This window comes from Pseudomonas sp. F-14 TE3482 (assembly GCF_053629455.1).
Map to the genome: position 1 here is coordinate 6,309,466 of NZ_JBRJII010000001.1, position 23,055 is coordinate 6,332,520.

24 protein-coding genes are annotated in these 23,055 nt (G+C 59.7%); 8 read left to right on the forward strand and 16 right to left on the reverse strand.

All coding sequences use genetic code 11. The features are described from left to right. Nucleotides 1-73: 73 nt before the first annotated feature. The 4 genes from AB7M26_RS28710 to AB7M26_RS28725 form a co-directional block, all read right to left on the reverse strand. Nucleotides 74-418, reverse strand: a complete 345-nt coding sequence (locus tag AB7M26_RS28710; protein ID WP_095632345.1) for a YegP family protein — start codon at nucleotides 416-418, stop codon at nucleotides 74-76. Nucleotides 419-596: 178 nt separating this feature from the next. Next, entirely contained in the window at nucleotides 597-1,538 is a 942-nt protein-coding gene (locus AB7M26_RS28715; protein ID WP_123501455.1) for an IS110 family transposase, read from the reverse strand. A gap of 255 nt (nucleotides 1,539-1,793) precedes the next feature. Further along, nucleotides 1,794-2,099 (reverse strand): ribbon-helix-helix domain-containing protein, encoded by a 306-nt coding sequence (locus AB7M26_RS28720; RefSeq protein WP_123499166.1) that lies wholly within the window; start codon nucleotides 2,097-2,099, stop codon nucleotides 1,794-1,796. Nucleotides 2,100-2,113: 14 nt separating this feature from the next. Further along, complete coding sequence (locus AB7M26_RS28725; RefSeq protein ID WP_008010833.1) at nucleotides 2,114-2,695, reverse strand: DJ-1/PfpI family protein; 582 nt, start codon at nucleotides 2,693-2,695, stop codon at nucleotides 2,114-2,116. Nucleotides 2,696-3,040: 345 nt separating this feature from the next. On the opposite strand from AB7M26_RS28725, the gene AB7M26_RS28730 reads away from it, so the two are divergent. Beyond that, on the forward strand, nucleotides 3,041-3,931 hold the full coding sequence (locus AB7M26_RS28730) for a DMT family transporter (protein ID WP_123499372.1): 891 nt from the start codon (nucleotides 3,041-3,043) through the stop codon (nucleotides 3,929-3,931). A 118-nt stretch (nucleotides 3,932-4,049) separates the two neighbouring features. Here the strand turns inward: AB7M26_RS28730 and AB7M26_RS28735 are convergent, their stop codons facing one another. The 4 genes from AB7M26_RS28735 to AB7M26_RS28750 form a co-directional block, all read right to left on the reverse strand. Continuing rightward, the gene (locus AB7M26_RS28735; protein ID WP_123499167.1) at nucleotides 4,050-5,264 is read right to left on the reverse strand and encodes a class I SAM-dependent methyltransferase; all 1,215 of its coding nucleotides are present in this window, start codon (nucleotides 5,262-5,264) and stop codon (nucleotides 4,050-4,052) included. Nucleotides 5,265-5,534: 270 nt separating this feature from the next. Continuing rightward, on the reverse strand, nucleotides 5,535-6,152 hold the full coding sequence (locus AB7M26_RS28740; RefSeq protein ID WP_123499169.1) for a TPM domain-containing protein: 618 nt from the start codon (nucleotides 6,150-6,152) through the stop codon (nucleotides 5,535-5,537). Between the two features lie 46 nt (nucleotides 6,153-6,198). Further along, complete coding sequence (locus tag AB7M26_RS28745) at nucleotides 6,199-6,948, reverse strand: TPM domain-containing protein (protein WP_123499171.1); 750 nt, start codon at nucleotides 6,946-6,948, stop codon at nucleotides 6,199-6,201. Between the two features lie 43 nt (nucleotides 6,949-6,991). Then, on the reverse strand, nucleotides 6,992-7,603 hold the full coding sequence (locus AB7M26_RS28750; protein ID WP_123499375.1) for a LemA family protein: 612 nt from the start codon (nucleotides 7,601-7,603) through the stop codon (nucleotides 6,992-6,994). A 232-nt stretch (nucleotides 7,604-7,835) separates the two neighbouring features. Between AB7M26_RS28750 and bglX the strand changes: the two genes are divergently transcribed. Continuing rightward, entirely contained in the window at nucleotides 7,836-10,127 is a 2,292-nt protein-coding gene (gene bglX / locus AB7M26_RS28755; RefSeq protein ID WP_123499173.1) for a beta-glucosidase BglX, read from the forward strand. A 140-nt stretch (nucleotides 10,128-10,267) separates the two neighbouring features. Here bglX and AB7M26_RS28760 read toward each other — a convergent pair whose 3' ends face one another. From AB7M26_RS28760 to AB7M26_RS28780, 5 genes are all read right to left on the reverse strand, one after another. Continuing rightward, nucleotides 10,268-11,425: a phospholipase D-like domain-containing protein gene (locus AB7M26_RS28760; RefSeq protein WP_123499175.1), complete on the reverse strand. Its 1,158-nt coding sequence runs from the start codon at nucleotides 11,423-11,425 to the stop codon at nucleotides 10,268-10,270. A gap of 1 nt (nucleotide 11,426) precedes the next feature. Then, the gene (locus AB7M26_RS28765; RefSeq protein ID WP_123499177.1) at nucleotides 11,427-12,017 is read right to left on the reverse strand and encodes a YceI family protein; all 591 of its coding nucleotides are present in this window, start codon (nucleotides 12,015-12,017) and stop codon (nucleotides 11,427-11,429) included. A 233-nt stretch (nucleotides 12,018-12,250) separates the two neighbouring features. Next, nucleotides 12,251-12,580 (reverse strand): amidase, encoded by a 330-nt coding sequence (locus tag AB7M26_RS28770; RefSeq protein ID WP_123499179.1) that lies wholly within the window; start codon nucleotides 12,578-12,580, stop codon nucleotides 12,251-12,253. Next, the gene (locus AB7M26_RS28775) at nucleotides 12,577-13,671 is read right to left on the reverse strand and encodes a serine hydrolase domain-containing protein (protein ID WP_123499181.1); all 1,095 of its coding nucleotides are present in this window, start codon (nucleotides 13,669-13,671) and stop codon (nucleotides 12,577-12,579) included. Before AB7M26_RS28775 ends, AB7M26_RS28770 begins: the two co-directional genes overlap by 4 nt. Nucleotides 13,672-13,857: 186 nt before the next feature. Beyond that, the gene (locus AB7M26_RS28780; protein WP_123499183.1) at nucleotides 13,858-14,739 is read right to left on the reverse strand and encodes an acyl-CoA dehydrogenase middle domain-containing protein; all 882 of its coding nucleotides are present in this window, start codon (nucleotides 14,737-14,739) and stop codon (nucleotides 13,858-13,860) included. Nucleotides 14,740-14,893: 154 nt separating this feature from the next. Between AB7M26_RS28780 and olsB the strand changes: the two genes are divergently transcribed. Together olsB and AB7M26_RS28790 are read left to right on the forward strand one after the other, a co-directional pair. Next, the gene (olsB, locus tag AB7M26_RS28785) at nucleotides 14,894-15,649 is read left to right on the forward strand and encodes an L-ornithine N(alpha)-acyltransferase (RefSeq protein ID WP_007903792.1); all 756 of its coding nucleotides are present in this window, start codon (nucleotides 14,894-14,896) and stop codon (nucleotides 15,647-15,649) included. Then, complete coding sequence (locus AB7M26_RS28790; RefSeq protein ID WP_123499185.1) at nucleotides 15,649-16,440, forward strand: lysophospholipid acyltransferase family protein; 792 nt, start codon at nucleotides 15,649-15,651, stop codon at nucleotides 16,438-16,440. Before olsB ends, AB7M26_RS28790 begins: the two co-directional genes overlap by 1 nt. Nucleotides 16,441-16,547: 107 nt before the next feature. Here the strand turns inward: AB7M26_RS28790 and AB7M26_RS28795 are convergent, their stop codons facing one another. Then, nucleotides 16,548-17,126: an acyl carrier protein phosphodiesterase gene (locus AB7M26_RS28795; protein ID WP_123499187.1), complete on the reverse strand. Its 579-nt coding sequence runs from the start codon at nucleotides 17,124-17,126 to the stop codon at nucleotides 16,548-16,550. Between the two features lie 154 nt (nucleotides 17,127-17,280). Between AB7M26_RS28795 and AB7M26_RS28800 the strand changes: the two genes are divergently transcribed. From AB7M26_RS28800 to AB7M26_RS28810, 3 genes are read left to right on the forward strand one after another with little or no spacing between them, the layout of a single operon-like run. Then, nucleotides 17,281-17,601 (forward strand): ArsR/SmtB family transcription factor, encoded by a 321-nt coding sequence (locus tag AB7M26_RS28800; protein ID WP_007903797.1) that lies wholly within the window; start codon nucleotides 17,281-17,283, stop codon nucleotides 17,599-17,601. A 2-nt stretch (nucleotides 17,602-17,603) separates the two neighbouring features. After that, nucleotides 17,604-18,770, forward strand: coding sequence for an MFS transporter (locus tag AB7M26_RS28805; protein ID WP_123499189.1), 1,167 nt, complete (start codon nucleotides 17,604-17,606; stop codon nucleotides 18,768-18,770). 22 nt (nucleotides 18,771-18,792) lie between these two features. Then, the gene (locus AB7M26_RS28810; protein WP_123499192.1) at nucleotides 18,793-19,842 is read left to right on the forward strand and encodes an alkene reductase; all 1,050 of its coding nucleotides are present in this window, start codon (nucleotides 18,793-18,795) and stop codon (nucleotides 19,840-19,842) included. 109 nt (nucleotides 19,843-19,951) lie between these two features. Here AB7M26_RS28810 and AB7M26_RS28815 read toward each other — a convergent pair whose 3' ends face one another. Then, complete coding sequence (locus AB7M26_RS28815) at nucleotides 19,952-20,836, reverse strand: DMT family transporter (RefSeq protein WP_123499194.1); 885 nt, start codon at nucleotides 20,834-20,836, stop codon at nucleotides 19,952-19,954. 162 nt (nucleotides 20,837-20,998) lie between these two features. Next, nucleotides 20,999-21,631: an efflux system transcriptional repressor EmhR gene (gene emhR / locus AB7M26_RS28820; protein WP_123499196.1), complete on the reverse strand. Its 633-nt coding sequence runs from the start codon at nucleotides 21,629-21,631 to the stop codon at nucleotides 20,999-21,001. Nucleotides 21,632-21,895: 264 nt separating this feature from the next. Between emhR and emhA the strand changes: the two genes are divergently transcribed. Continuing rightward, nucleotides 21,896-23,053 carry an efflux RND transporter periplasmic adaptor subunit EmhA gene (gene emhA / locus AB7M26_RS28825; RefSeq protein WP_123499198.1) on the forward strand — a complete coding sequence of 386 codons (1,158 nt, stop codon included), beginning with the start codon at nucleotides 21,896-21,898 and terminating at the stop codon, nucleotides 23,051-23,053. The last annotated feature ends 2 nt before the right edge of the window (nucleotides 23,054-23,055 follow it).

The window sequence follows — 23,055 nt, forward strand, 5'->3', positions numbered from 1 at the left end:
GACATTCAACATATGTTTGACTGTTATGGCCTCATCGCGAGCAGGCTCGCTCCCACATTAGATATCGGTGTGTTTAGAGCACCGGCAAGGTCTTGTCCTTGATCACCGTGGTCGGGCCGTTGGCCTTGACGCTGGCGATGCCTTTATCCCGCGCGGCGTCGGATGAGTAGGACTCGCTGCTGCCGATGATCTCGTGATTACCGGCCTTCAGGTTGAAATAAGGGTGACCGTCCTTGGTGGTTTTTTTCTCGTAGCGTTCGTCCAGTGGACTGTTGGCCTGAACCGAGGCGATACCGCCATCGGCCGCACCGCGAGAGGTATACAGCTCACTGGTCAGAATGGTTTCGGCATTGGCCGCTTTCAATACAAACTTGAATTGACCGTTGACGGTTTTGCTCACTTCGTACCATCCAGACATGCTTCTACTCCTTGGCGATTGAGAGGTTTGGCGCTTCAGAGTAAAGACCAAGTCAGGATTTCTGTCGCCTGTACCGGCCCCATCGCGAGCAAGCCTCGCTCCTACTGGTTTTGGGTCGGACGCAAAAATTCGCGGTCAACCGAAACCTGTGGGAGATTCTATGGTTGAGGGGAAGCCCTCAACCGGCTTTGGGTTGATATTCGCTCTGTCCTTTCAGCAGGGCGAATACGACCCGAGCCAGCTTGCGAGCCAGCATTACCAGCGCCTGAGTGGTGCTGAAACCCCGCGTTCTTTGTTCTTCGTAATACCCTTTCCAGGCTTTCGTACGGCTAGCCGACATCGCTGCATTGTGCAGAAGCCGGCGGGCCTCGGGGTCGCCGCGCTTGGTCAAACTGCGGCGAGCGTCCTTCTGTCCTGATTTCGCCACCCGTAAATCCATGCCCAGGAAGGCGATAAATGCATCCGCGTTTCTAAAATCTCCTCGCTGAAATGCAGTTATCAAGCGGGCCCCAGTCAAAAATCCAATACCCTCAACTTTCAGGCAGCGCTTCAATTGACCGAGCAAACCAGCTTCTTTGAGCTGATCGTTGATCGTCTTTTCGATCAGCGTCTCAAGCTGCTGCATGGACTTCACTTGCTCGGCAAAAGCCGCCTTGAGCAGCGGTTCATTCGACCAGCTCTGCACCAGGCCGACCCTGGCCTGGACCAAGGCTGCGCGACGGCGGAAAAGGCTCAGGAGCTGGCGGTACAGCGGTGAGGGCGGGGTCCAAGGACGCAACTCCTCGGCTTCGTTCTTCAGGTAACGAGCCAGCAGCTTGGCATCCAGGGCGTCGGTTTTGGCACGGATCTTCACGCCTTCGCGATAATGTTTGAGTTCATAGCCTCCCACCATGTAAATCGTGCAACCGGCCTCATAGGCCAGATCAGCGAAGTCCAGGTGGTAAATGTTGGTCGCCTCAATGGCAATAGCCACCGTCCCCGACAACGCCTTCAGCCACTGCTTGATGGATGTTCTGGTGTTGGGAATCTCTTCAAGAAAATCACCATCAGACTGATAAATCACCAGTTCATTCTTGGCGACATCCACACCTACGATCGGTTTTGATAGAGAGACCGGCATTGCCACAGGATTTCCTCCGGGATAAGGTTTGAGCACTTGAAGGGCTCACCCAGAGGCGCAGGCTTGTTCCTATCGTCGGTCTAGCCAGATGCATTCTTTATCGGCGCTTGGGTGAAAGGAGGAGGGGCGAAATCTCCCACGGTCTGTACTGCGTCAACAGTCAGAATCGAGCCTTGTCCCTCCTCCTCCCTTCAAGTCCTACCATACAAGCGAGGCTTGCCCGCGAAGGCGTCCTCAAAATCGACACAAACCGCTCTATTTCAACGCAGCCCGCACCACTGATAACTCAGGTGTCTGCACCCGTCGCTGGCTCAAGTAGCGCATGCAGCTAACCCGCAAGAACGAGGCGAAATTCACCACTTCGCCGCGGTAGTCCATCACCTCTTCATACAGCTTGGCGATCAACTGATTGGTGGTCATGCCGTCGACCTCGGCGATTTCGCTGAGGATGTCCCAGAACTGATTCTCCAGCCGCAGGGTGGTCACCACCCCGCAGATGCGCAGCGAGCGGGAGCGCGATTCGTAGAGAATCGGATCGGCCTTGACGTAGAGCTCGCACATGGAAACGTCCCTCGTTACAGCGTGATTTTGGTGCCCAGCAACCCGAGGAAACCGGCCAGCCAGCTCGGGTGCGCCGGCCAGGCTGGTGCAGTGGCCAGATTGCCTTGAACGTGACCTTGCGTCACCGGGATATCGATGAACGTGCCGCCAGCCAGGCGTACTTCCGGGGCGCACGCCGGGTAGGCGCTGCACTCGCGGCCTTCAAGAATACCTGCCGCGGCCAACAGTTGCGCACCGTGACACACGGCGGCGATCGGTTTGCCAGCCTTGTCGAACGCTCGCACCAGGTCCAGGACTTTTTCGTTCAGGCGCAGGTACTCCGGCGCACGACCGCCCGGCACCAGCAGCGCGTCGTAGTCTGCTGCATCTACCTTGGCGAAATCGAAGTTCAGGGCAAACAGGTGACCGGGTTTTTCGCTGTAGGTCTGGTCGCCTTCGAAGTCATGGATTGCCGTGCGCACGGTCTGGCCGGCGGTTTTGTCGGGGCAAACGGCGTGTACCGTGTGGCCGACCATCAGCAGCGCCTGGAACGGCACCATCACTTCATAGTCTTCGACGTAATCGCCGACCAGCATCAGAATTTTTTTAGCCGCCATGGGGAGGACTCCTCTGGAAAATGCATGGGCATGCAGGAGTATTCAAAGTAGTCCTTATCCAGCGGGGTGGGTAATAACCAGCTACTACGAACAATATGTATTGGATTGGCTTTTTGTGGCGAGGGAGCTTGCTCCCGCTGGGCTGCGAAGCGGCCCCCTTGCATTCCTTCAGAGAAACCACTTAAGCAGGTTTACGACTGCTTCGGGGCCGAACGGGAGCAAGCTCCCTCGCCACAGGGATTACATCAACTGTACGGATATTTCTGAACTCAGCTGTAAGCGCGAAAAACGCCGGTTTATGGCTAGATGATGACTCTTCCCGCCACCCTGATTCTGGTTGCCATCATGTCCTCGCGCGAAAACACCGGCATGGCCCTCGGCCTGCTCGGCGTCGTTATCTTCAGCCTGACCCTGCCCTTCACCCGGATCGTCGTGCAGGAACTTCATCCGCTGCTCAACGGCCTGGGCCGTGCGTTGTTCGCGGCGATTCCGGCAGCGCTGTTATTGCTGTGGCACCGGGAGAAGTGGCCCACCTGGAAACAAGTCAAAGGCCTGACGCTGGTGATCGCGGGGGTCATCCTTGGTTTCCCGGTGCTGTCGGCCTGGGCCATGCAGACCTTGCCCGCCTCCCATGGGGCACTGGTCAACGGCCTGCAACCGCTGTGCGTGGCGCTGTATGCCGCGTGGCTGTCCCATGAACGTCCGTCGAAAGCCTTCTGGGCCTGCGCCGCGTTGGGCAGTGCGTTGGTGCTCGGTTATGCGCTGATCAGCGGCGCGGGCAGTATTCAGGCCGGTGATTTGCTGATGCTCGGCGCGATTGCCGTGGGTGGGTTGGGTTATGCCGAAGGCGGCCGGTTGGCCAGGGAGATGGGTGGCTGGCAGGTGATCTGCTGGGCGCTGGTGCTGTCGACGCCGCTGCTGATCGGTCCGGTGGTGTATCTGGCGCTGCAACACCAAGGCGAGATTTCGGCCAAGACCTGGTGGGCCTTCGGTTACGTCTCGCTGTTTTCGCAGTTCATCGGGTTCTTTGCCTGGTACGCGGGGCTGGCCATGGGCGGCATTGCCCGGGTCAGTCAGATCCAGTTGCTGCAGATCTTCTTCACCATCGCGTTTTCGGCGCTGTTCTTCGGTGAACACGTCGAGCCGATTACCTGGCTGTTTGCCGCCGGGGTGATCGTGACGGTGATGTTGGGGCGCAAGACGGCGGTGCAACCCGCGCGTGTTGCCACGGCGTAATCCTGTAGGAGCCAGGCTTGCCGGCGAAGGCGTCCTCACAATTGCCTTCGCCGGCAAGCCTGGCTCCTACAGAATTAGCGGCGACCGTCGTCCCGCAACCGTCGTCCCACAGCAGCGATCAGAGGTAGCCATCAGCCCGCAGCAATGTTTCCAGGCAATGTTCGCTGATGTGGTAGAAATCCTTCAGTTCCTGGATCTTCACCAACAGCTGAGCCGGGTCCACCGGCTCGGCGCGTTTGACCGCCAGGATCATCTTGTTCTTGTTGGTGTGGTCCAGTGAGATGAACTCAAAAACCTTGGTCTCATAACCGCAGGCTTCCAGGAACAACGCACGCAAACTGTCAGTAACCATTTCCGCCTGCTGGCCCAAGTGCAGGCCGTATTGCAACATCGGCTTGAGCAGCGCCGGGCTCTGGATCTGCAGGCGGATCTGCTTGTGGCAGCACGGTGAGCACATGATGATCGAAGCGCCGGAACGAATGCCGGTGTGAATCGCATAGTCGGTGGCGATGTCGCAGGCATGCAGCGCGATCATCACGTCCAGCTCGCTCGGCGCGACGCTGCGCACGTCACCGCATTTGAACACCAGCCCCGGATGCTCCAGCTTCGCAGCCGCGCTGTTGCACAGGTTGACCATGTCTTCGCGCAGCTCGACGCCGGTCACCTCGCCCTCGGCCTTCAGGGTGTTGCGCAGGTAGTCGTGGATCGCGAACGTCAGGTAGCCCTTGCCCGAGCCGAAATCCGCCACCCGCACGGGCTTGTCCAGCGCCAGCGGCGACGAAGTCAGCGCATGGCTGAAGACTTCGATGAACTTGTTGATCTGCTTCCACTTGCGCGACATCGCCGGGATCAGCTCATGCTGCGCGTTGGTCACGCCGAGGTCTTTGAGAAACGGCCGGCTCAGGTCGAGGAAACGGTTCTTCTCGCGGTTGTGCTCGGCGGACGGCACTTCGCGCAATTGCTGAGGTTTGCTCTTGAACAGCGAAGATTTGCCCTTTTTGCTGTATTCGAGCTGGGCTTCGTCAGTCAATGACAGTAAATGCGCATTCTTGAACGATGCGGGCAACAGCGCAGCAATGGTCGCCACGCCCTCGGCAATTGGCAGGTTCTTGGTGATGTCGCGGGTTTTGTAGCGGTAGACGAAGGACAGGCACGGCTGATCCTTGACCGTCAGTTGCTTGATGATCAGCCGCTGCAAGTCCGCCTCTGTACCAACGTACTTGGCCAACACCAGTTTGATGAAGGCGTTCTGATCGAGGCTGGTTTGCAGCAGGTCGATGAACTGGGCGTTATGATCCGGCGCGAGGCTGGCGGGAGTGGCGGTAACAGACATGGGAAAAAACGGCCTCGGGCGGTGCGGATCGGGGAATGGTGGGTATTTTAGGGGGGATGGAGTTCAGGAACACTGTTATTTGCCAAACGGCAAATATTCTGTGGCGAGGGAGCTTGCTCCCGCTCGGCTGCGCAGCAGTCGCAAAGCAGACAACGTGGTTTATCTGATGGAGTGCGTTTGCCGATTTTGGGGCCGCTTCGCAGCCCAGCGGGAGCAAGCTCCCTCGCCACAAAAGCACCTCAAACAAAGCACCTCAGGCTGAAAATGGCGTCAGCTCAACACCACCAACCGATTCGGCAATTCATTGCGCACATGGGTCACCGGCACATGCACCTTGAGCAACTCGCCGCATGCCTCGATGCATGTCACAAACCCCTGCAACGTCTGCCCCTGTTTCACCTGTTGCGTAAACGCCGCCACAATCGCGTCCCAGTTTTTGTTGTCCAGCCGTTTGGAAATGCCTTCATCCACCAGGATCTCCACATAGCGCTCGGCCTCGGAGACGAAAATCAGCATGCCGGTGCTGCCGACGGTATGGTGCAGGTTTTGCTCCAGGAACTGCCGACGCGCCAGGTTCGACGCCCGCCAGTGACGCACCGAGCGCGGGATCAGGCGCGTGGTGACTTTCGGAATCCGGAACAGCAGGCACAGCACAATGAAACTGAACCATTGCACCAGCAACAGGCTGTGCATGGTCAGCCAGCCCGTCAGGTAATGCACGATACCCGGCACCACCAGCGCCAGCAGACTGGCCCAGAGCAGCGGGATATACGCGTAATCATCGGCGCGGGCTGCAAGCACCGTGACCAGTTCAGCGTCGGTGTCGCGCTCGACCCGGGCAATTGCCTCGGCGACTTTGCGTTGTTCGTGTTCAGTCAGTAATGCCATGTTTATGAATGCCTGCTCGCTATTGTTGTTTTTACCTGCAGTGTTATCACCAGCCGCCCGACGAACCGCCGCCCCCGAAACTGCCCCCGCCGCCGCTGAAGCCGCCGCCGCCCCCGCCGCCGAAACCTCCGCCGCCGAAACCGCCTCCCGAGCCGCCACGGCCTCCGCCGCTTGGCAGAATACCGAACATCTGGCCAATGAAGATCGTCAGGATGAACAGCAACACCAGGAACACGACCAACCCCGGCGGCCGCTCAACGGAATCACTCTCCTGATCACCGCGCGATTCATACACTGTCGACGGCTCGTCCAGTGGATTGCCGCCCAGCACCACCAGCATCGCCGCGACCCCGTCGCTGATGCCTTTGCTGAAGTTGCCAGCTTTGAACGCGGGCGTGATCACCTGATGGATGATCACCGAACTCTGCGCATCGGTCAGGCGCCCTTCCAGGCCATAACCGACTTCAATCCGCAGCTTGCGCTCGTCACGCGCGACGATCAGCAGCGCGCCGTTGTTCTTGTCCTTCTGGCCTATGCCCCAATAGCGTCCCAGCTGATAACCGAAATCCGCGATGTCGGTGCCCTGCAAGTCTGGCAACGTGACCACCACCAACTGCTCGCCGGTGGTTTTTTCGTGGGCGTTGAGCTGTTGCGTCAGTTGCTCGCGCACCGCAGGCTCGATCATCTGGGCGTTGTCCACCACCCGACCGGTCAATTCCGGGAACTTCAACTCGGCCTGGGCCGTCAGGGCAAACACCCAGAACATCAGCATCAGGCCCACTTTCAACACGCGCATTGGCAACCTCATCCTTGGTGACGCTTCAAGCCCGTTCCGGCGCTTACTGGAACTTCACTTCAGGCGCTTTCTCGGCATCGGGGCTGGTGGCCTCGAACGTTTCGCGGATTGGCAGATCGCTATACAACACGGTGTGCCACAGGCGACCGGGAAAGGTGCGGATCTCGGTATTGTATTTCTGCACCGCCAGGATGAAGTCGCGACGCGCCACGGCGATGCGGTTCTCGGTGCCTTCAAGTTGCGATTGCAGCGCCAGGAAGTTCTGGTTGGCCTTGAGGTCCGGGTAGCGTTCGGACACCACCATCAACCGACTCAGCGCGCCGGTCAGCTGATTCTGCGCCTGCTCGTACTGTTTCAGCTTTTCCGGATTGTCCAGCGTGCTGGCATCCACCTGAATCGAGGTGGCCTTGGCGCGGGCTTCGATCACCGCGGTCAGGGTTTCTTGCTCATGCCGGGCATATCCCTTGACGGTTTCCACCAGATTGGGAATCAGGTCGGCGCGACGCTGGTACTGGTTTTGCACCTGGCCCCAGGCGCCCTTGGCTTGTTCGTCGAGGGTCGGGATATTGTTGATGCCACAGCCGGCCAGCAGTGTGGTCAGCCACATCAAGGCTGCAACCTGCAGGCTCGACCGATAGTGAAGTCGTACATTCATCTGGTTGATGCTCCCTTGCATATTCCGTTGATGAAACAACCTGCGAACTTTGAACCCGGCTCTTGGGGCATAATCTGCGCCGCTACTGGATTGCATCGAGCCAATGGGCTAAAAGATGCCCCGGCGCTAACACATAAGTGTGCTGCATCCACCTGAACAACAATAGTCGCTCCCAAAATTTTGGCTGACCGGCGTGTATTCACTGCCGTTTAGGCTTTTGAGAAAACCATTCATGAAGAAGCTGTGTTTGCTGGGCCTGTTCGTCAGCCTGGCCAGTCATACCGTATTGGCCGCCACGACGCCCGCACCTATAGAGAACAAGGACGCTTTCATCAGCCACCTGATGAAGCAAATGACCCTCGATGAAAAGATCGGCCAGTTGCGCCTGATCAGCATCGGCCCGGAAATGCCGCGGGAGATGATCCGCAAGGAGATCGCCGCCGGCAATATCGGCGGCACGTTCAACTCGATCACCCGCGCCGAAAACCGTCCGATGCAGGACGCGGCCATGCGCAGCCGGTTGAAGATCCCGATGTTCTTCGCCTATGACGTGATCCACGGCCACCGCACCATTTTCCCGATTCCACTGGCCCTGGCCTCGAGCTGGGACATGGACGCCATCGGTCGCTCCGGGCGCATCGCCGCCAAGGAAGCGGCGGCTGACAGCCTCGACATCACCTTCGCGCCAATGGTCGATATCTCCCGCGACCCACGCTGGGGCCGTACGTCCGAAGGCTTCGGCGAAGACACCTATCTGGTTTCGCGGATCGCCGGCGTCATGGTCAAGGCGTTCCAGGGCACCGGCGCGAATGCGGCCGACAGCATCATGGCCAGCGTCAAGCATTTTGCCTTGTACGGCGCGGTCGAGGGCGGTCGCGACTACAACGTCGTCGACATGAGCCCGGTCAAGATGTACCAGGATTACCTGCCACCGTACCGCGCAGCGATTGACGCCGGTGCTGGCGGGGTGATGGTTGCGCTGAACTCGATCAACGGCGTGCCGGCCACCGCCAACACCTGGCTGATGAACGACCTGCTGCGCAAGGAATGGGGCTTCAAGGGCCTGGCGGTCAGCGACCACGGGGCGATTTTCGAGCTGATCAAGCACGGCGTCGCCGCTGACGGTCGCGAAGCCGCGAAGCTGGCGATCAAGGCCGGCATCGACATGAGCATGAACGACACCCTCTATGGCAAGGAATTGCCAGGGCTGTTGAAGGCCGGTGAGATCGAACAGAAAGACATCGACAACGCCGTGCGTGAAGTGCTCGCCGCCAAGTACGACATGGGCCTGTTCAAAGACCCGTACCTGCGCATCGGCAAGGCCGAGGATGACCCGGCCGACACCTACGCCGAAAGCCGTCTTCACCGCGCCGAGGCCCGTGATGTGGCGCGTCGCAGCCTGGTGTTGTTGAAAAACCAGGGCGACACCCTGCCGCTGAAGAAAACCGCGAAAATCGCTCTGGTCGGTCCACTGGCCAAGGCGCCGATCGACATGATGGGCAGTTGGGCCGCTGCTGGCCGTCCCGAGCAATCGGTGACGTTGTTCGACGGCATGACCAATGCGCTTGGCGCGCAGTCGACGCTGATCTACGCCCGTGGCGCGAACATCACCAGCGACAAGAAGATCCTCGATTACCTGAACTTCCTCAACTTCGACGCGCCGGAAGTGGTGGATGATCCGCGTTCGGCCAATGTGTTGATCGATGAAGCGGTGAAAGCCGCGCAACAGGCCGATGTGGTGGTCGCAGCGGTGGGCGAATCCCGAGGCATGTCCCACGAATCGTCGAGCCGCACTGACCTGAACATCCCGGCCGCCCAACGCGAGTTGATCAAGGCGTTGAAAGCCACCGGAAAACCGCTGGTATTGGTGTTGATGAACGGCCGTCCGCTGTCGATTCTTGAAGAGAACGAGCAAGCTGACGCGATTCTGGAAACCTGGTTCAGCGGCACCGAAGGCGGTAACGCCATCGCTGACGTGCTGTTCGGCGACTACAACCCGTCGGGCAAACTGCCGATCACCATCCCCCGCTCGGTGGGTCAGATTCCGACCTACTACAACCACCTGAGCATTGGCCGGCCGTTCACTCCGGGCAAACCGGGCAACTACACCTCGCAGTATTTCGAAGACACCACCGGGCCGCTGTTCCCGTTCGGCTTCGGCCTGAGCTACACCCGGTTCAGCCTGACCGACATGGCCCTGTCTTCGACCACACTGAACAAGACCGGCAAGCTCGACGCCAGCGTCGTGGTGAAGAACACCGGCAAGCGTGACGGCGAAACCGTGGTGCAGCTGTACATCCAGGACGTGACCGGTTCGATGATCCGCCCGGTCAAGGAACTGAAGAACTTCCAGAAAGTAATGGTCAAGGCCGGCGAACAGAAAGTCGTGCACTTCACCATCACCGAGGATGACCTGAAGTTCTACAACGCCCAGCTCAAGTACGCCGCGGAACCGGGCAAGTTCAACGTGCAGATCGGCCTGGACTCCCAGGATGTGACGCAGCAGAGCTTTGAGTTGTTGTAATTAGTCGTACGCCACAAAAACCTGTGGGAGCGGGCTTGCCCGCGATGAGGCCATAACATTCAACATCCATATCGAATGTAAGGCCGTCATCGCGGGCAAGCCCGCTCCCACAGTGGTTTAGGGTGTTGCGAAAATTGGGCTTAGCCCCGTCGATCCAACAGATTCACCACCAGCCGATCCACCCATCCCCACACCCTTTGTTTGACCCGCCGCCATAACGGTCGGCGTTTCCATGCCTCGAGGCTGACTTCCTGGCTCAGGGCAAAGTCATTTTCGAAACTCGCCGCCACCGCCCGGGTCAGCCCGAGGTCCAGGGCTTCGAGGTTGGCTTCCAGATTGAAGCGCAGATTCCAGTGATCGAAGTTGCAGGAGCCGATGCTCACCCAGTCATCGATCAACACCATCTTCAGGTGCAGGAAACACGGCTGGTATTCGAAGATCTTCACCCCGGCCCGGAGCAGACGCGGGTAGTAGCGATGCCCGGCGTAGCGCACCGACGGATGATCGGTGCGTGGCCCGGTCAGCAGCAGACGTACATCGATGCCACGAGCCGCCGCCCGGCGCAGTGAGCGACGGACTTTCCAGGTCGGCAGGAAATACGGCGTGGCCAGCCAGATTCGGCGTTGGCCACTGTTCAGCGCGCGAGTCAGCGATTGCAAAATATCGCGGTGTTGGCGGGCGTCGGCATAGGCGACCCGGCCCATGCCCTCGCCCATGACTGGCACTCGCGGCAAGCGCGGCAAACCGAAGTGTGCAGTGGGTTTCCAGGCGCGCCGATAGCGGTTGGCAATCCATTGGCGGTCGAACAGCAACTGCCAGTCGATGACCAAGGGACCGGTGATTTCCACCATCACTTCGTGCCATTCGCTGGTGTCTTCGCCCGGGGTCCAGAACTCATCGGTGACCCCGGTGCCGCCGACCACCGCCAGGCATTGATCCACCAGCAGCAGCTTGCGGTGATCGCGATAAAAGTTGCCCACCCAACGGCGCCAGCTCAGGCGATTATAGAAACGCAACTCGACACCGGCGGCCATCAGGCGCCGACGCAAGGTCAGGGTGAATGCCAGGCTGCCATAGTCATCGAACAGGCAGCGCACCCGCACACCGCGTTCGGCAGCCTGGACCAGCGCCTGAACCATCGCCTCGGCGCAGGCCCCCGCCTCCACCAGGTACAGTTCCAGTTCGACTTGCTCTTCGGCGCGGGCAATCGCCACCAGCATTCGCGGAAAAAACTGCGGGCCATCAATCAGCAGTTCAAAGCGGTTGCCTTCACGCCACGGGAAAATTGCGCCGCGCATCTTAGCGCGCCGTGAAAATCAGCACCGCACCCACCGGCACCGACAGACTGATGGCCGACAAACCGGCAACCTTGCGCAAGCTTTCCAGGCCTGGGGCCAGGTCGAAATCTTCAGCGCTGATCACCAAAGGTTCGAGGGTCACCACTTGGAAGCGCCGGTCATCGAGACGGGTCGCCAGCAGTTCGGCGTTGTATTGGTGTTGTTTGCCATGCAGGTTGACGGTCAGCGGCAAGCGCAACTCCAGTTGCGCACCGGGCGCCAGGTCGTTGATCGGCCGTAGATCGATTTGCGTGGTGATCAGTGCTTCAGGGAACGTCTGGATATCGAACAGTTCCTTGCGCATGCGTTCGTCACGCAGCGGAATGCCGCTGTTGACCGACTCCAGCTCGACCTCCACCTGCGCCAGGCCCTTGGGATCGACCTTGCCGTGCAGCACCAGAAAGCGCTGCACTTCGGAGATGTTGGCGTTTTTAGTGCTGATGAACGACAGCCGCGAGGACTCGCCGTCCAGGTACCAATTGGCCTGGGCCGACACGGTGACACCGGCCAGCAGCAGGGAAGCGAGGGTTTTGCAGACAAAGCGGTTGAACATAGAGACTCATGGGCAGATAAACCTGAGCGAACCTTAACTGGCCTGAGGCAGGTTGCAAACTTTCTGTTGCTCCGACCCAACCTTTGTGGCGAGGGAGCTTGCTCCCGCTGGAGTGCGAAGCGCTCCCAAAATCAGACAATGAGTTCTTCCAGTAAGACCTCGGCCGCTGGCATTACGACTGCTTCGCAGCCGAGCGGGAGCAAGGTCCCTCGCCACAAAAAAACTGACCGCTTTCACGGTTGCAGGCGACATCCCTGCCGTTCACCAACCCAAACAGCGCTATGGCTGCGCCCCATACCACCCACCGTCACGCGCTTGTTCGCGGCGTCATCGACGAACCCGCTGGTGGGCAAATACTGCTTCACATAGCCCTGGCAATACTCGGCCGGATTGTTCATCACATAGCGGCACGAGCAGTATTCCTTGGCGGTGTAGGCGCTGATGATGTCCGGGAAAGCCCATAGCGCCACCCGCTCCTGCCAGCCCCAGCCAAGCAAGGCGATCAGCAGCACTAGCAACAGCATGCTGATAGGCCGACGGCGAATAAAGCTGCGGCGGCTCATGGCTGCACCTTCATGGCAAACGCCTTGAGCGCGAGTCTGAGCAATTCGTTGTGCCGATAACTCCCATCGCGATCATCGCCGTAGCGCACGATCACCAGGTTTTCGCTGGGAATCACGTACATCGCCTGACCCCAATGGCCCAGTGCGGCGAAGGTGTCGACAGGGGCGTCGGGCCAGGGTTGTGTCGCGCCATCCACTGCGCGATTGAGCCACCAATGCCCGCCGGGCACGGCTTCATCCTGGTTGGCCTGATAGCGGGCGAAAGGCTCACGACTGAAGTCGACCCAATCCTTGGGCAGCAATTGCCGCTCACGCCAACGACCGTCGCGCGCCATCAACAGGCCGACCCGCGCCAGGTCCCGGGCAGTGAGATAGGCGTAGGACGATGCGACAAACGTGCCCGTGGCATCCGCTTCCCACACCGCACTGCGAATCCCCAAGGGTTCGAACAGCGCAGTCCATGGATAATCCGGATAACGGGCCGGGCCGACGATGGTTTTCAGCGCGGCGGACAGCAGGTTGCTGTCGCCGCTGGAATAGCGGAATGCCTGACCAGGATTGGCATATTCGTCGTGGTCGGCAGTGAACGCGGCCATGTCGCGGTGACCACGGGTATAGAGCATGGCCACCACCGAGGACTTCAATGGGGCATATTCGTAGTCTTCCTGCCAGTCCAGGCCGGAGGCCCAGTGCAGCAGGTCGGCCATGGTTATGGCGGGGTGTTTTTCCAGCGCAGGATAGAATTTGCGCACCGGTTCCTGGAGTTTGAACAGCCCTTCGCCATAGGCCACACCGAGCACCGCGCCCATCAGGCTTTTGCTGATTGACCAGGTCAGGTGCGGCGTTTGCGCAGTGGTCGGGCCGGCGTAGCGTTCATAGATCAGCTGACCGTCGCGGATCACCAGCAACGCATCGGTGCGAATGCCTTGGTGAGTGGCATCGTCGCGGGGTGGGAAAGCGTAGTTTTCCAGGACCTGAAGTGTCGGGCCGGAGACTTTCGGGCCGGGCGACCATTGCTCGGCCGGCCAGTTTTCGGCCTGGGCTGTGAGGCTGAGCAACAACATGAAAATCAGGGACAAGCCTTTGAACATGAGGGGCGCTCGGAGGGATGAACCTGCCGAGCCTAGTCGAGCTTGATGACAGTTTTGGGATTTGAGTATCCAATTAGGCCGCCATCGCGGGCAAGCCCGCTCCCACATGATCTGCGTCGTACACAATATTTTGCACATCAGAGATCCTTGTGGGAGCGGGCTTGCCCGCTAAGGGTCCCTTCAGCCTTATAACAATTCCGCCAACGCTTTGGCCAACCGCTTGCCCCGCGCCCCTGCCGCCAAATCCATCACGGTCTGATCGCGCTGCCACATCGCCGCCCATTGTGGCGGGCCATCGGCCAGGGCCTGATTCACTTCAGCCTTGAGCCCGTCGAACTGCGCAAACAACCCGCCCAGCAATACATGCCCGGCCGGATTGTTCGGTGCCTGGCGGCTGACTTCCGCACACCCGGCCAGCAGCGCCAGCAAGCGCAGTTGCAAGGTTTGCGGCCAGTCGCTGTCCTGGCCAACGCCGAACAGCCACGCCGTCATGGCGCTCAGCACATAGATGTCTTCCAGGGTGCGGAACGGTTTGACGTAAGCATCCCAGCCATCCCCCGCCAGCAATTCGCACAGCGCGTTGTCGAGAAACAACCGGCCGTGGCTGATGTCCGGCATCAGCGGCATGGGCGCGAGCTTTTCCAGACGCACACCCGGTTCGCCGGGGTAAACCACCGCAAGGTTCAAGCGCGGCACTTCGCCGGGTTCTTCACTGCGAGCAGCGACCAATAGCCAGTCGGCGGAATCGCCAGCGGTGACGAAATCCTTGCGCCCGCTCAGACGTAAATCGCGCAGCCGGGTCTGCATGTCCGCCACCCGCAAACTGCGCTGTTCGGTCGCGCACAACGCGCCGAGGCTCAGTGGCGCGCTCGGCCAGAGCATGCGCAACGCCGCCTGATAGCCCACCAGAAACGCCAGCCCCGGCGTCGCCATCAGCCGTCCGCCGGCCACCGCCAATTCGAACGGCGACACCGCGCCCAATTGTTGCAACAAGGCTGCAAAGCCTTCGCCCAGATCCGGGTTGGCGGGCAGGCGATCGCGGCGTTTCAACAGGGTTTGCCAGGGCATAAGAGGCTCCTCATGGGCTGTCATATAAGCATCACCAAAGCTTCATGGCGATGACACCGGGGCTACATAGCCTGACTTTGCACAACACGGCTGCATAAAGAAAGTCGATCGGCTGTAACCCAAGACGGGTGGCCAGCCCGCACGGAGACTCACAATGACTCAGATCGCCCGCATCAGCGACACCGGCAATGAACGCCGCCTGCAAGCCGAACGCCTGGTGGGCGCCGAGGCGTTGCAGGAAGCCCAGGCCTTGCGCTTCAACGTGTTCAGCGGCGAATTCAACGCCAAGCTGAAGGGCGCGGAGCTGGGTCTGGACATGGATGACTATGATGTTCACTGCGCCCACATCGGCGTGCGTGACTTGAACACCGGGCGCCTGGTGGCGACCACCCGGTTGCTCGACCACACAGCGGCCAGCAGCCTGGGCAAGTTCTACAGCGAAGAAGAATTCAGCCTGCATGGCCTGGTCCATCTCAAAGGCCCGATCCTGGAAATCGGTCGCACCTGCGTCGACCCGGCCTACCGCAACGGCGGCACTATCGCTGTGCTCTGGGGTGAACTGGCCGAAGTGCTGAACCAGGGCGGCTACAGCTATTTGATGGGTTGCGCGAGCATTCCAATGCAGGACGGTGGCATCCAGGCCCACGCGATCATGCAGCGTCTGCGCGAACGCTACCTGTGCACCGAACACCTGCGAGCCGAGCCGAAGAAGCCATTGCCGACGCTCGATATTCCGTCCAACGTCATCGCCGAAATGCCGCCGCTGCTCAAGGCCTACATGCGCCTGGGCGCGAAAATCTGCGGCGAGCCGTGCTGGGACGAAGACTTCCAGGTGGCCGACGTGTTCATCCTGCTCAAGCGTGACGAGCTCTGCCCGCGCTACGCCAAGCACTTCAAGGCGGCTGTGTAATGAGCCGCTTGCGGGTGTACGCGCGAATTGCGCGAGTGCTTTTGGTGGTGGCGCTGGGCTTGAGCATGGCCAGTGTGTTCGGGTTGTTTGAGCGACTGGGAATTGCCCACTCGATGGTCCGCCGCCAGCGCTGGTCGCGGTTTTTCATGGCGCGGCTGAGCAATGCCCTGCCCTTTCGCGTCACCGTCCATGGTGAATTACCAAAGGCGCCAATGCTCTGGGTCAGCAACCACGTGTCCTGGACCGACATTCCGCTGCTGGGCATGCTCACGCCGCTGTCGTTCCTGTCCAAGGCCGAAGTGCGCACCTGGCCGGTGGCGGGTTGGCTGGCAGCCAAGGCCGGCAGCCTGTTCATTCGCCGTGGTTCAGGCGACAGTCAGTTGATCCGCAAACAGATGACCCGCCATCTGGAGCAGGAACATCCACTGCTGATGTTCCCGGAAGGCACCACCACCGATGGTCGCTCGCTGCGCACGTTTCATGGCCGCTTGCTGTCCGCGGCGATCGATTCCGAAGTGGCGTTGCAACCGGTGGCGATTCGTTATCTGCGCGATGGCGAGCTCGATACCCTGGCACCGTTCATTGGCGATGATGATTTGCTCTCGCACCTGATGCGCTTGTTCGCCAATGATCGGGGTGAGGTGGAGATTCATCTGCTCAAACCGATCGAGTGCCAGGACCGGGAACGTGCGGCGCTGGCGTTCGAAGCGCAGCAGGCGGTGCAGAAGGCGTTGTTTGGGGCGATTCCAGAACCTCGGCAAGTCCCAATTCGACCCGCTATCGCAGCTTAAACACACATCCCTGTGGGAGCGGGCTTGCCCGCGATGGCGGCTCAACATCCAATGACGATGTTGAATGGCATACCGCAATCGCGGGCAAGCCCGCTCCCACAGTGGTTTTATGTCGCTGGATGGTTCTGGGCGAAATCCTGAAGCTGCGGATAGAACAACCGAAAATCCTCACTCAACGGTTCATACAACCGTCGCAACTCCTGCATAGCCCCGGCCAACTCCTCCGGCCGGGTCAACCTGCGTGAAATCCCCCGCAGCACCTGCTCAAGCACCGCGAATTCCCGGTAAGAACCCAACCAGTCATTGGCCACCATGTGCGGCGCGATCTTCGCCAGGCGCTCCGGTAACTGCGGCTCGGCGGACAACACCCGGTAAACGTCAGAAGTGAACTGCGCCAGCGGACGGTCGGCATACAACTCCCAATCCCGCGCCAGGCAGTGGTCGAAAAACACGTCGAGCACGATCCCGGCGTAGCGCCGGCGCGTGATGGAAAACCGCGACAAGGCGATGTCCACCCGCGGATGGCGATCGGTAAACACGTCGATGCTGCGGTGCAACTGAATGGCCGCTTCGATCTCCGGATCGAACTGCCCTTGCAGCCGTCCTTTGACGAAATCGCCATACAGACTGCCGAGCATTTGACCGGGGCGCTGGCCACCGAGGTGCAGATGTGCGAGATAGTTCATGCGCGCAGCTTAACACTGCGCCATCCATATCGTTATAACCCGATATACCGATTTATGCGGTCATCAGACCAAAATCATATTGGTATATCGCGAAGTACCGATTTAAAGTTCGCCTCATCGCGATATAGCGTTTTACTCATCACGAGCCCAAACCATGACCATCGACCTCGACGAAATAATAAAAGCGCTGGCACACCCAGTACGCCGAGACATCCTCATCTGGCTGAAAGACCCCAAGGTCCAGTTCCCGGAACAACTCCACAACCATGAGTACGGCATTTGCGCCGGACAGATCGATCAACGCTGCGGCCTGTCGCAGTCGACCGTGTCCGCCCATTTGGCGACCTTGCAACGGGCGGGACTGATCAGCAGCCAGAAAGCCGGTCAATGGCACTTCTTCAAACGCAACGAGGACGTGATTCAGGCGTTCCTCGACGCCATCGACAAGGAGCTCCGCGCTCCGACAAGGAACTGACAATGCCCCTCTCGCTACTCATTCTGGCCTTGAGCGCCTTCGCCATCGGCACCACCGAGTTCGTCATCATGGGCCTGTTGCCCGAGGTGGCGGCCGATCTCGGTGTGTCGATCCCCGGCGCCGGCTGGCTGGTGACCGGTTACGCCCTGGGCGTGGCCATCGGTGCACCGTTCATGGCACTGGCCACCGCCAGGCTGCCGCGCAAGGCCGCATTGGTAGCGTTGATGGGCATCTTCATTATCGGCAATCTGCTCTGCGCCCTGGCCAGTGACTACAACGTTTTGATGTTTGCCCGTGTGGTCACTGCTCTGTGTCACGGTGCCTTCTTCGGCATCGGTTCGGTGGTGGCGGCAGGTCTGGTGCCGGCCAACAAACGTGCATCGGCCGTGGCCCTGATGTTCACCGGCCTGACTCTGGCCAACGTTCTCGGTGTGCCGCTGGGCACCGCGCTCGGTCAGGAAGCCGGCTGGCGTTCGACCTTCTGGGCGGTGACCGTGATCGGTGTGATTGCACTGATCGGCCTGATCCGCTTCCTGCCGGCCAAGCGCGATGAAGAGAAACTCGACATGCGCGCCGAACTGCGCGCCCTTAAGGGCGCCGGCATCTGGCTGTCCTTGAGCATGACTGCGCTATTCGCTGCCTCGGTCTTCACCTTGTTCACCTATGTCGCCCCGCTGTTGGGCGAGGTCACCGGAGTCTCACCACGCGGCGTGACCTGGACCTTGATGCTCATCGGCCTGGGCCTGACGGTCGGCAACATCATCGGCGGCAAGTTGGCTGACAAAAGCCTGGCCGCGACGCTGATCGGTGTGTTCATCACCATGGCGGTCGTGTCCACCGTGCTGACCTGGACCAGCATCGCCGTGATTCCGACCGAGATCACTCTGTTCCTCTGGGCCACCGCGTGCTTCGCCGCCGTGCCTGCCCTGCAAGTGAATGTTGTGACCTACGGCAAGGCGGCACCGAACCTGGTGTCGACCCTCAACATCGGCGCTTTCAACGTCGGCAACGCACTCGGTGCCTGGGTTGGCGGCAGCGTCATCGCCCATGGCTTCGGTCTCACCCGCGTACCGCTCGCGGCTGCTGCACTGGCGGTACTCGCGCTGTTGGTGACCCTGATTACTTTCCGTCAGAGCGGCAATGCCGAGCTGACCCCTGTTACTAACTGATCTTTAACGAGGGTTGTATTAAATGACGACTATTTTCGATCCGATCAAACTGGGCGACCTCGAGTTGTCTAACCGCATCATCATGGCCCCGCTGACTCGCTGCCGCGCCGATGAAGGCCGGGTGCCGAATGCGCTGATGGCCGAGTACTACGTACAGCGCGCCTCGGCCGGCCTGATCCTCAGCGAAGCGACTTCGGTGACGCCAATCGGCGTGGGTTACCCGGACACTCCCGGTATCTGGTCCAACGACCAGGTGCGCGGTTGGAGCAATGTAACCAAAGCAATCCACGGCGCTGGCGGCAAAATCTTCCTGCAACTGTGGCACGTGGGCCGGATTTCCCACCCCTTGTACCTGAACGGCGAAGCACCGGTCGCGCCGAGTGCCATCCAGCCTAAGGGTCATGTCAGCCTGGTGCGTCCATTGGCCGACTTCCCAACCCCGCGGGCCCTGGAAACCGCGGAAATCGCCGACATCATCGACGCTTACCGCGTGGGTGCCGAGAACGCCAAGGCGGCCGGTTTCGACGGTGTGGAAATCCACGGCGCCAACGGTTATCTGCTCGACCAATTCCTGCAAAGCAGCACCAACCAGCGCACCGACAACTATGGCGGCTCCCTGGAAAACCGTGCGCGCCTGTTGCTGGAAGTGACCGACGCCGCCATTGAAATCTGGGGCGCGGGCCGCGTGGGTGTGCACCTGTCACCACGTGCTGATCTCCATGACATGGGCGACGACAACCTGTCCGAGACCTTCACCTACGTCGCTCGCGAACTGGGCAAACGTGGTATCGCCTTCATTTGCTCGCGCGAAAAAGAAGCCGGCGACAGCCTCGGCCCACAACTGAAAGAAGCCTTCGGCGGCCCGTACATCGCCAACGAACGCTTCACCAAGGACAGCGCCAACGAGTGGCTGGCCAGTGGCAAGGCTGACGCGGTGGCATTCGGTGTACCGTTTATCGCCAACCCGGACCTGCCGGCGCGTTTGAAGGCCGATGCGCCGTTGAATGAAGCACGTCCGGAACTGTTCTATGCGAAGGGTCCGGTCGGTTACATCGACTACCCGGTGCTGTAAACATCCGCCGTTGAAATGCAAAAGCCCCGACTCGAAAGAGCCGGGGCTTTTGCATTTTGCATAGAGAAGATCAAAAGATCGCAGCCTTCGGCAGCTCCTACAGATCTTGTCAGCGCTTGCGCTGTCCCCAGGCGACCGCAAGACCGCTGAGGCAAATCACCGTGATCCCGATCACGCCGAAGCTGTCCGGGGTATGGTCGAAGATCAAATACCCGTACATCCCCGCAAACAGGATCTGCCCATAACTGAAGGGTGCCAGCATCGCCGGCGCTGCATGGCGGAAGGCCTGGGTCAACAACATGTGACCGAGCATGCCGCAAGTACCCAGCCCGATCATGAACAGGCCGTGCAGCAGCGTCGGCGTGCTCCAGAAAAACGGCAACAACGCAGTCATGATCAGGCTGTTGAGAATACCGGTCAGAAAGTTGCTGGTGGTCGGGCTGTCGATACCGCTGAGCATGCGGGTGAGCAATTGATAGAAGCCAAAACACAGCGCCGAACACAGCGGCAGCAGAATCGCCGGGGTGAACAGCGCACCACCAGGCCGCACAACGATCAACACGCCAACAAACCCACCCAGCACCGCCAGCCATTGGTTACGCGTCACCCGCTCATGCAGCAACGGCACAGACAGCGCCGTCACTAATAGTGGTGCCAGGAAGTTAACGGCCGTGGCTTCGGCCAAGGGGATGTAACGCAGGCCGCTGGTAAAAAACAGGCTGGTGCCGATCAGGCACAGGGCCCGCAGAAACTGCAACCCGGGCCGTTTGGTACGCACCACCGCTGAAACACCAGTGCGCGGCACGAAAATCACCAGCATCAACAAGGTGTGCACCACGTAGCGTGCCCACACCACCATCACGATCGGGTAAAACCCGGACAGGTATTTGGACAACGTATCGTGACTGGCGAATAACAACACCGCCAGGCAAATCAGTGCGATACCCTTTATCGGCTGCTCGGCGCCCTTGTAGCCCGGGTTGTTAACATTCATTCACAGACTCGACACAAAATTCCTACAAAATACGTAGCTCGCTACCTATCAACTCGGCGAACGTACCTATATAAAAGCACCCCATTACAAAAAGGCGAGTGAAGCGAGGGCGTCTTCTCGCTTCAAGTCTTGACACAAATGGATCCAATTACTCATTTTGTTTCATTTGCGCAGGCTGGGACTCAAGCGCAGCATATCCAACGCTGTATCGACACAGCGCTCGGCTTCGGTGTGCAGTTGAAAACTGTCGGGAGCCAATAGCCACTGATACAGGATGCCATCAACGTACGCATGCAGGCTGATGGCCGCGCGAGCAGTGTCGAGGTTTTCCGGCAATTGCCCGCGATTCACCGCATTACTCAGGGCCAGCGCGATTCGCACATTGCAATCGAGACTGACCGTTCGGCGCTGCTGGCGCAGGTCGCACATTTCATCAGTGAATTCGCACTTATGAAACAGAATCTCATTGATGCGTCGGGTTTTCGGGTCCAGCGCAACTTGATGGAACAGATGAATCAGCAGCTTGCGCATACAGCCCAGCGGATCGAGTTCATCTTCGCTTTCACTGGCCTTGGCCATTTCATCCAGCGGCTCATGCAAGGTATCGAGCATCGCCTGCACCAGATCCGCCTTATTACTGAAATGCCAGTAGATGGCCCCGCGAGTCACGCCGGCCAGGGTCGCGATATCCGCCAGCGTCGTGCGGGCCACGCCCCGCTCGTAAAAGGCTTTTTCTGCCGCTTCGAGTATCTGGCTTCGGGTTTCTTGAGCTTCCTCTTTGGTACGACGGACCATGGCAGTAAAACCTCAATCAGGGGTGCTTCAGCGATGTCTGAATATCAGCTGAAGAAAAGTGGGGCGAGCGCTCTCGGGACTCGTCTGCGGCCTACAATTCAAACCTTTGGATGGCTTTTGTAACCGTGTGGATACTCCGTCAAGCCTTTACAAACAACCATGAACGTAAGTATATTCCTTAGCAAGCTACTTATCCACCCGGCAAAAATTTTTTAACCTTCCACATTTCTTGTGCGCAATTGCGCGCCTGACCCGAGGATCTTCATGCAATTCAAGCCAGCTGTTACCGCTCTGGTTACTGCCGTCGCCCTGGCATCGCTGCTCAGCGGATGTAAAAAGGAAGAGGCGGCACCTGCCGCACCAGCCCCTCAGGTCGGCGTCGTAACCCTGCAACCTCAAGCCTTCACCCTGACGTCCGAACTTCCGGGGCGCACCAGTGCGTTCCGCATCGCCGAAGTTCGCCCACAGGTCAACGGCATCATTCTCAAGCGACTGTTCAAGGAAGGCGGCGACGTCAAGGCTGGTCAGCAGCTTTATCAGATCGACCCATCGGTCTATGACGCGACCCTGAAAAGCGCCGAAGCCAACCTGCGTTCGACCAAGTCGATCTCCGACCGCTACAAGCAACTGGTCGACGAACAGGCTGTCAGCCGTCAGGAATACGACACCGCGCTGGCCAACCGCCTGCAATCGGAAGCGTCCCTGCAAAGCGCCCAGATCAACGTGCGCTATACCAAGGTTTACGCACCGATCTCCGGTCGCATCGGCCGTTCGTCTGTGACTGAAGGCGCGCTGGTCAGCAATGGCCAAACCGACGCCATGGCCGTCATCCAGCAACTGGACCCGATCTATGTCGACGTCACCCAGTCTTCGGTGGAGCTGCTTGAGCTGCGTCGCGAACTGGAAAGCGGTCGTCTGCAGAAGGCTGGCGATAATGCCGCCGCGGTCAAGCTGACGCTCGAAGACGGCAGCCAGTACCAGCTGGACGGCAAGCTCGAATTCTCCGAAGTTTCGGTTGACCAGACCACCGGCTCCGTAACGCTGCGTGCCGTGTTCCCGAACCCTGATCACACCCTGCTGCCGGGCATGTTCGTTCACGCTCAGTTGCAGGCTGGTGTGGACAGCGCGGCGATTCTGGCCCCGCAACAAGGCGTGACCCGCGACCTCAAAGGCTCTCCGACCGCGCTGGTCGTCGGTCCGGACAACAAGGTCGAACTGCGTCAGCTCAAGGCCAGCCGCACCGTCGGTAACCAATGGCTGATTGAAGACGGGCTGAAGGCAGGCGATCGCGTGATCACCGAAGGGCTGCAATTCGTCAGACCTGGCGTTGAAGTGAAAGCCACTGAAGCCACTAACGTTGCCGCAAAGAGCCCGGCCACCGCACAGGCAGCTAATACTGCTGCCGGCGGCAAAGGGGAGTAAAC

What these genes read in the sequence shown, in the direction of transcription:
- AB7M26_RS28710 (WP_095632345.1), bottom strand. Translation starts at nt 418, where the DNA reads ATGTCTGGATGGTACGAAGTGAGCAAAACCGTCAACGGTCAATTCAAG.
- AB7M26_RS28810 (WP_123499192.1), top strand. Translation starts at nt 18,793, where the DNA reads ATGACGACTATTTTCGATCCGATCAAACTGGGCGACCTCGAGTTGTCT.
- AB7M26_RS28770 (WP_123499179.1), bottom strand. Translation starts at nt 12,580, where the DNA reads ATGAGCCGCCGCAGCTTTATTCGCCGTCGGCCTATCAGCATGCTGTTG.
- AB7M26_RS28765 (WP_123499177.1), bottom strand. Translation starts at nt 12,017, where the DNA reads ATGTTCAACCGCTTTGTCTGCAAAACCCTCGCTTCCCTGCTGCTGGCC.
- AB7M26_RS28740 (WP_123499169.1), bottom strand. Translation starts at nt 6,152, where the DNA reads ATGGCATTACTGACTGAACACGAACAACGCAAAGTCGCCGAGGCAATT.
- emhA (WP_123499198.1), top strand. Translation starts at nt 21,896, where the DNA reads ATGCAATTCAAGCCAGCTGTTACCGCTCTGGTTACTGCCGTCGCCCTG.
- emhR (WP_123499196.1), bottom strand. Translation starts at nt 21,631, where the DNA reads ATGGTCCGTCGTACCAAAGAGGAAGCTCAAGAAACCCGAAGCCAGATA.
- AB7M26_RS28715 (WP_123501455.1), bottom strand. Translation starts at nt 1,538, where the DNA reads ATGCCGGTCTCTCTATCAAAACCGATCGTAGGTGTGGATGTCGCCAAG.
- bglX (WP_123499173.1), top strand. Translation starts at nt 7,836, where the DNA reads ATGAAGAAGCTGTGTTTGCTGGGCCTGTTCGTCAGCCTGGCCAGTCAT.
- AB7M26_RS28805 (WP_123499189.1), top strand. Translation starts at nt 17,604, where the DNA reads ATGCCCCTCTCGCTACTCATTCTGGCCTTGAGCGCCTTCGCCATCGGC.
- AB7M26_RS28750 (WP_123499375.1), bottom strand. Translation starts at nt 7,603, where the DNA reads ATGAATGTACGACTTCACTATCGGTCGAGCCTGCAGGTTGCAGCCTTG.
- AB7M26_RS28795 (WP_123499187.1), bottom strand. Translation starts at nt 17,126, where the DNA reads ATGAACTATCTCGCACATCTGCACCTCGGTGGCCAGCGCCCCGGTCAA.
- AB7M26_RS28720 (WP_123499166.1), bottom strand. Translation starts at nt 2,099, where the DNA reads ATGTGCGAGCTCTACGTCAAGGCCGATCCGATTCTCTACGAATCGCGC.
- AB7M26_RS28775 (WP_123499181.1), bottom strand. Translation starts at nt 13,671, where the DNA reads ATGTTCAAAGGCTTGTCCCTGATTTTCATGTTGTTGCTCAGCCTCACA.
- olsB (WP_007903792.1), top strand. Translation starts at nt 14,894, where the DNA reads ATGACTCAGATCGCCCGCATCAGCGACACCGGCAATGAACGCCGCCTG.
- AB7M26_RS28815 (WP_123499194.1), bottom strand. Translation starts at nt 20,836, where the DNA reads ATGAATGTTAACAACCCGGGCTACAAGGGCGCCGAGCAGCCGATAAAG.
- AB7M26_RS28730 (WP_123499372.1), top strand. Translation starts at nt 3,041, where the DNA reads ATGTCCTCGCGCGAAAACACCGGCATGGCCCTCGGCCTGCTCGGCGTC.
- AB7M26_RS28780 (WP_123499183.1), bottom strand. Translation starts at nt 14,739, where the DNA reads ATGCCCTGGCAAACCCTGTTGAAACGCCGCGATCGCCTGCCCGCCAAC.
- AB7M26_RS28735 (WP_123499167.1), bottom strand. Translation starts at nt 5,264, where the DNA reads ATGTCTGTTACCGCCACTCCCGCCAGCCTCGCGCCGGATCATAACGCC.
- AB7M26_RS28790 (WP_123499185.1), top strand. Translation starts at nt 15,649, where the DNA reads ATGAGCCGCTTGCGGGTGTACGCGCGAATTGCGCGAGTGCTTTTGGTG.
- AB7M26_RS28725 (WP_008010833.1), bottom strand. Translation starts at nt 2,695, where the DNA reads ATGGCGGCTAAAAAAATTCTGATGCTGGTCGGCGATTACGTCGAAGAC.
- AB7M26_RS28800 (WP_007903797.1), top strand. Translation starts at nt 17,281, where the DNA reads ATGACCATCGACCTCGACGAAATAATAAAAGCGCTGGCACACCCAGTA.
- AB7M26_RS28745 (WP_123499171.1), bottom strand. Translation starts at nt 6,948, where the DNA reads ATGCGCGTGTTGAAAGTGGGCCTGATGCTGATGTTCTGGGTGTTTGCC.
- AB7M26_RS28760 (WP_123499175.1), bottom strand. Translation starts at nt 11,425, where the DNA reads ATGCGCGGCGCAATTTTCCCGTGGCGTGAAGGCAACCGCTTTGAACTG.